This window comes from Pyramidobacter sp. C12-8 (assembly GCF_002007215.1).
Classification (GTDB): Bacteria; Synergistota; Synergistia; order Synergistales; family Dethiosulfovibrionaceae; genus Pyramidobacter.
The window spans coordinates 1-1,522 of sequence record NZ_MUHX01000063.1; the positions used below are offsets into that span (position 1 = coordinate 1).

At 55.2% G+C, this 1,522-nt stretch carries 1 rRNA gene; it reads left to right on the forward strand.

From position 1 onward, the window contains the following. A 16S ribosomal RNA gene (locus B0D78_RS12070) occupies nt 1–1,450 on the forward strand; the annotation flags it as partial. Nucleotides 1,451–1,522 lie beyond the last annotated feature (72 nt).

Consider the following 1,522-nt stretch of genomic DNA (forward strand, 5'->3'; position numbering starts at 1 on the left):
TTTGAGGAGACATATGTTGAATTGAATCATTCGAGCAGCGGACGGGTGAGTAAAGCACAAGGACTTGTCCGAAAGAGAGGGACACCTTCGGGAAACCGGAGCTAATACCTCATAAGCCGGAAGGTGAAAAGCAGAGATGCGCTTTTGGAGAGACTTGTGTCCTATCAGGCAGTTGGTGAGGTGAAAGCTCACCAAACCGAAGACGGGTAGCCGGACTGAGAGGTCGACCGGCCACATTGGAACTGAGAGACGGTCCAGACTCCTACGGGAGGCAGCAGTGGGGAATATTGGGCAATGGGCGGAAGCCTGACCCAGCGACGCCGCGTGAGGGAAGACAGCCTTCGGGTTGTAAACCTCTGTTGCAGGGGAAGAAGGAAGTGACGGTACCCTGCGAGGAAGCTCCGGCTAACTACGTGCCAGCAGCCGCGGTAATACGTAGGGAGCGAGCGTTGTCCGGAATTACTGGGCGTAAAGGGCGCGTAGGCGGCGCTTCAAGTCGTCTGTCAAATGGAAGGGCTTAACCCTTTTTCGCAGACGAAACTGGAGAGCTTGAGAAGCAGAGAGGCAAACAGAATTCCTGGTGTAGCGGTGAAATGCGTAGATATCAGGAAGAATACCAGTGGCGAAGGCGGTTTGCTGGCTGCATACTGACGCTGAAGCGCGAAAGCCAGGGGAGCGAACGGGATTAGATACCCCGGTAGTCCTGGCAGTAAACGATGTATGCTGGGTGTGAGACTAGCGATAGTTTCGTGCCGAAGTTAACGCGATAAGCATACCGCCTGGGGAGTACGGTCGCAAGATTGAAACTCAAAGGAATTGACGGGGGCCCGCACAAGCGGTGGAGCACGTGGTTTAATTCGATGCAAACCGAAGAACCTTACCTGGACTTGACATACACGCGGTAGAGAAGCGAAAGCGGATCGACCCCTCCGCAAGGAAGGGAACGTGAACAGGTGCTGCATGGCTGTCGTCAGCTCGTGTCGTGAGATGTTGGGTTAAGTCCCGCAACGAGCGCAACCCCTATTGCCAGTTGCTACCAGGTAAAGCTGAGCACTCCGGCGAGACTGCCATCGACAAGATGGAGGAAGGTGGGGACGACGTCAAGTCATCATGGCCCATATGTCCAGGGCGACACACATGCTACAATGGATGGTACAGAGAGAAGCGAGACCGGAAGGTGAAGCAGATCCCAGAAAGCCATCCCCAGTTCGGATTGCAGTCTGCAACTCGACTGCATGAAGTTGGAATCGCTAGTAATCGCGGATCAGCCAAGCCGCGGTGAATACGTTCCCGGGCCTTGTACACACCGCCCGTCACACCATCCGAGTCGGGTGCTCTCCAAGCCGGAGGCCTAACCGCAAGGAAGGATCCGCCTAAAGAGTGTCCGGTGAGGAGGGTGAAGTCGTAACAAGGTAGCCGTACGGGAACGTGCGGCTGGATCACCTCCTTTCTAAGGAGCGCCATCAGCGAACGAGAACTCAAGCTGAACGAAACAAGCTGCACGTTTGCACGACAGAAATAC